Source organism: Sphingomonas yabuuchiae (assembly GCF_014199595.1).
Lineage (GTDB): Bacteria > Pseudomonadota > Alphaproteobacteria > Sphingomonadales > Sphingomonadaceae > Sphingomonas > Sphingomonas yabuuchiae.
On the sequence record NZ_JACHNX010000049.1, the window covers coordinates 1 to 3,527 of the forward strand.

The window sequence follows — 3,527 nt, forward strand, 5'->3', positions numbered from 1 at the left end:
CCGCTCGCAAAGCTCTTCAGCGCCGGCACGTCGCCCGTCGTCGCATACCCCCTCAGCGCATCCAGCGTCTGCTGATGCCCAGACGTCTGCGCAGCGATGTACGCCTGGTCGAAGGCCGTTCCCTTAAGCGACTTCAACTGGTCCAGCGTCGCCTGCTGCTGCGCATTCAGCGTCGCATCGGGCGTCAGCGCCGGGTTCATCCCGCCGGTCAGCGTCTTAAGCTTGGCGGTCGAGCCGGTATGGGCGTCAATCATCTTCTGGGCATAGGACTTCACCGAGGCCGAAGCGCCATTGGTGAGCGCGAGCCTGGACGTCTCGATCTCGAAGGCGTCGCTGGCCGCGGCGGTGTTCACGAAGTTCTGCGCCGCACTTGTGGCAGGGGTTTGTACCGGGGCGGGGGCGGACGCATCCGCTTGGTTATACGTATCGGCGCTATTCGTCGTGTAGGTCGACGAATTGTCCTGCTTCTGGCCACAGGCCGCCAGTGCAAGCAAGGCGGTGGTCGCAATGAAGGTCGAACGAATGGTCATGGCAAACCCCTGAAATGACGACAGATGCTGTCTAAGCGTCTGTCGGGCGATGACGTTCCCGCAGAGGCCATCTCGCTGAAGGAGCGGACCCGCAAGGCGCTTGCGTCGTTAGAGCGGGCATCGTCGCATCCGATCAGCGAAGGAACCACCCGATGAGCATTTTCGGCAATATCCTGAACAAGATATTCCACCATGGCAGCAAGGCCGAAGCCGCGCCTGCACCGTCACCCGCCCCGGTCCAGGCACAACCCGCACCGGCCGCTGCACCCGCCCCGACCCCGGCCCCCGCCGCCGCCCCGACCCCGGCGCCGCAGAATGTCGATGTCGGTGCGGTCCTGTCGGAAATGGCATCGATGAAGGACGGCGGGGGCAATTATCAGAGCTCGATCGTCGATCTGCTGAAGCTGCTCGACCTGGATTCAAGCCTGTCGGCACGTAAGGAACTGGCCAACGAACTGGGCGTGCATGCCGCCGAGGACGGCTCGGCCGAGCAGAATATCGCGCTTCACAAGGCGGTGATGGCCAAGCTCGCCGAAAATGGCGGGATCGTGCCCGACAGCCTGCGGAACTGACGAGCCGGAAGGGGCGGCGGTCCGCATGACCGCCGCCCCATCACCTCAATCCCGGAACAGCAGCGGCGCCATTGCCTGAAGACTGCGCCGCCACGTCTGGAACTCGTGCCCAGTGCCCTCCGATACGTAGAAGACATTCCTGATCCCGGCAGCCGTCAGGGCGGCAGCATTGGCGCGGGGATCGCTGCGTGGGCCACCGGGCGGACCGCTGCGCCCTCCCTCCAGTTCGCGGCTGCCGAAGCTGACAAAGGTGAGTTTCACCTTGTCGCGATAACCCGGCGTGACCTTCACATCCTCCGGCGACATGGTGCCGCCGCTGAGCAGACCGATATAGGCGAAACGGTCGAGGTGCCTGGGCGCGATCAGCTTCGTCTCGAAGCCGCCCATCGAGAGCCCGGCCATGGCGCGGTGGCGCTGGTCGGACAGGGTCCGGTAATGCCCGTCGACATAGGGGATCAGCTCGTCCAGCAGCACGGTCTGGAAGGGGCGGATGTCGAAACTCGCCAGACCGCCGGGCGCGCCGGGGCGAATGGTGTTGGTCATGCCATAGGTCATGACGATCAGGAACGGCCGCGTCTTTCCGGCCGCGATTAGATTGTCCATGATGAGGTTGGCATGGCCCTGGTTGGACCAGGCGGTTTCGTCCTCGCCCCAACCATGCTGAAGATACAGCACCGGATAACGATCGCGCGTGTTCCGGTCATAGCCGGGCGGGGTGTAGACAAAGGCGCGTCGCGACGTGCCGGTGCTGGGCGACGGGAACAGAATCTGTTCGACCCGGCCATGCGGCACATCCTTCAGCGCATAGAAATCCGCGTCATGCGCCGGAATCTCGATACCGCTTTCCCAGCGGGTCGAGCCATAGAAGTTCAACGTCCCCGGATCGTTGAAGGTGCCGCCATCGACCGTCAGGTGGTAATAATGAAATCCCTCGTCGAGCGGGCCTTCCGACGTTCCCGTCCAACTGCCGTCGGGGCCTTTGGTCAGGACGGTGCCGCCGCGTCCGCCTAGCCCCAGGCTGACCTTGACCGCCTTGGCATCGGGGGCGGTGATGCGGAAACGGGCATAGCCCTGCGAATTGACCTGCGGATAGGACTGGCCCGGCTGGTTGAGCGAGGAGGGGCGGAAATCCTCGATCACCGCCGGTGGGGCGGTTTGAGGCGTGGTCTGAGCAGGGGCCATGGATGCGGCCATCGTCACCGTTAAGGCAGCCGCCAACAGAAGCTTCATCAATCATCCTCCCTCGTCATCCGTTGGTTCATTTCGACCATGTCGGAGAGGGGAAGGTGCCGTTTATGGCCGGATCACACAAGGCGGCTTGCAAAAAAACGTAGTCAAGACAGTGGCTTGGCGATGAAATCCTTTGCGGTGCCGCCACGTTCATCAATGGCGTGATGGTGCTGGCATCCCGGCCCATATGCCCGCCAGCGGCTCGAAACTGGTCCAAGACTACCAACCATTCCCGCAAAAATACCAGGAACGGCTTAACTTATCATAAGTTGTACCCGGCCAGATCGGTCGCATTTCGCCGCCGGTCGCATGGGAGCAACCGGGTGGCCAAAATCCTCGCAAGTATCGGCATCGCGCTCGTCGCGGTGGCGTGCACCCCGCCCTCGACGCGGATCGCCACCGGGCTGGAGCGCTATGGCCTGGACAGCCAGCGTTCGACCTGTGTCGGCCAGCGGCTGGAGCGCAACCTGTCGCTGGGGCAGTTGCAACAGCTGGGCAATGCCGCCGCGGCCTATCGCCGTGACGATCCCAATCCCGGCCAGCTGACCGCAGGCGATCTGATCCGGGTCGCGGGCGAGATCAAGGACCCGAAGATCGCACTGGAAGTCGGCAAGGCCGCCGCCACCTGCGGCGTGGCTCCCTGACGCCCTTTCCTTGCATTTTCGGAAACGAATGATGAGCACGCATGCACTGCACGGCAATGCGCGCCATTTCGGTGGCAAGCTGGAAAAGACGATCGGCGATGCGGTCGACAGCCGCGACTGGAAGGTGGCGGGCGTCACCGATCAGGTTGCGGGCAGCGCCGAGCATCTGTTCGGTCGTGCCCAGTCGGTCGCGGGCGAGGTGGAGGATGCCACCCCCAGCCTGATCGAGGAAGCGCGCGAGCGGATCGGCGACGCCACCGATCGGTCGGTCGCGGCCGCGCGGCGCGTCCAGGCCCAGGTGAATCAGGCCAAGGCCGAATTCGTTCAGACCAAGAACGAAGCGGTCGCCAAGGCCGAGCAGGCCGCCGATGCCGCCGCCGGGGCCAGTGCCAAGACCTCGTTCCTCCTGGTGCTCGCGCTGCTGGTCGGCGCCGGTGCCTCCGCCTTTGGCGCAACTGCACAGCGACATCGCAGTTGAAGGGTCAGCGACATCGTAGATGACGTGTGGGGGGAAGCGGAGGCCGGGCGTAGCCCGGACGTAGCTTCCCCCC

At 64.4% G+C, this 3,527-nt stretch carries 5 protein-coding genes; 3 read left to right on the plus strand and 2 right to left on the minus strand.

The window, feature by feature from the left end; all coding sequences use genetic code 11:
- On the minus strand, positions 1 to 530 hold a 530-nt coding region (locus GGQ89_RS19675; RefSeq protein WP_184107171.1), incomplete at its 3' end, for a DUF4142 domain-containing protein.
- Positions 531 to 682: 152 nt separating this feature from the next.
- Here GGQ89_RS19675 and GGQ89_RS19680 point away from each other — a divergent pair.
- Positions 683 to 1,102: a DUF3597 family protein gene (locus tag GGQ89_RS19680; RefSeq protein WP_184107173.1), complete on the plus strand. Its 420-nt coding sequence runs from the start codon at positions 683 to 685 to the stop codon at positions 1,100 to 1,102.
- 45 nt (positions 1,103 to 1,147) lie between these two features.
- Here the strand turns inward: GGQ89_RS19680 and GGQ89_RS19685 are convergent, their stop codons facing one another.
- Positions 1,148 to 2,332: an alpha/beta hydrolase-fold protein gene (locus GGQ89_RS19685; RefSeq protein ID WP_184107175.1), complete on the minus strand. Its 1,185-nt coding sequence runs from the start codon at positions 2,330 to 2,332 to the stop codon at positions 1,148 to 1,150.
- 323 nt (positions 2,333 to 2,655) lie between these two features.
- Between GGQ89_RS19685 and GGQ89_RS19690 the strand changes: the two genes are divergently transcribed.
- The gene (locus GGQ89_RS19690; protein WP_042487616.1) at positions 2,656 to 2,976 is read left to right on the plus strand and encodes a hypothetical protein; all 321 of its coding nucleotides are present in this window, start codon (positions 2,656 to 2,658) and stop codon (positions 2,974 to 2,976) included.
- 31 nt (positions 2,977 to 3,007) lie between these two features.
- Positions 3,008 to 3,454 (plus strand): CsbD family protein, encoded by a 447-nt coding sequence (locus tag GGQ89_RS19695; protein WP_184107177.1) that lies wholly within the window; start codon positions 3,008 to 3,010, stop codon positions 3,452 to 3,454.
- The last annotated feature ends 73 nt before the right edge of the window (positions 3,455 to 3,527 follow it).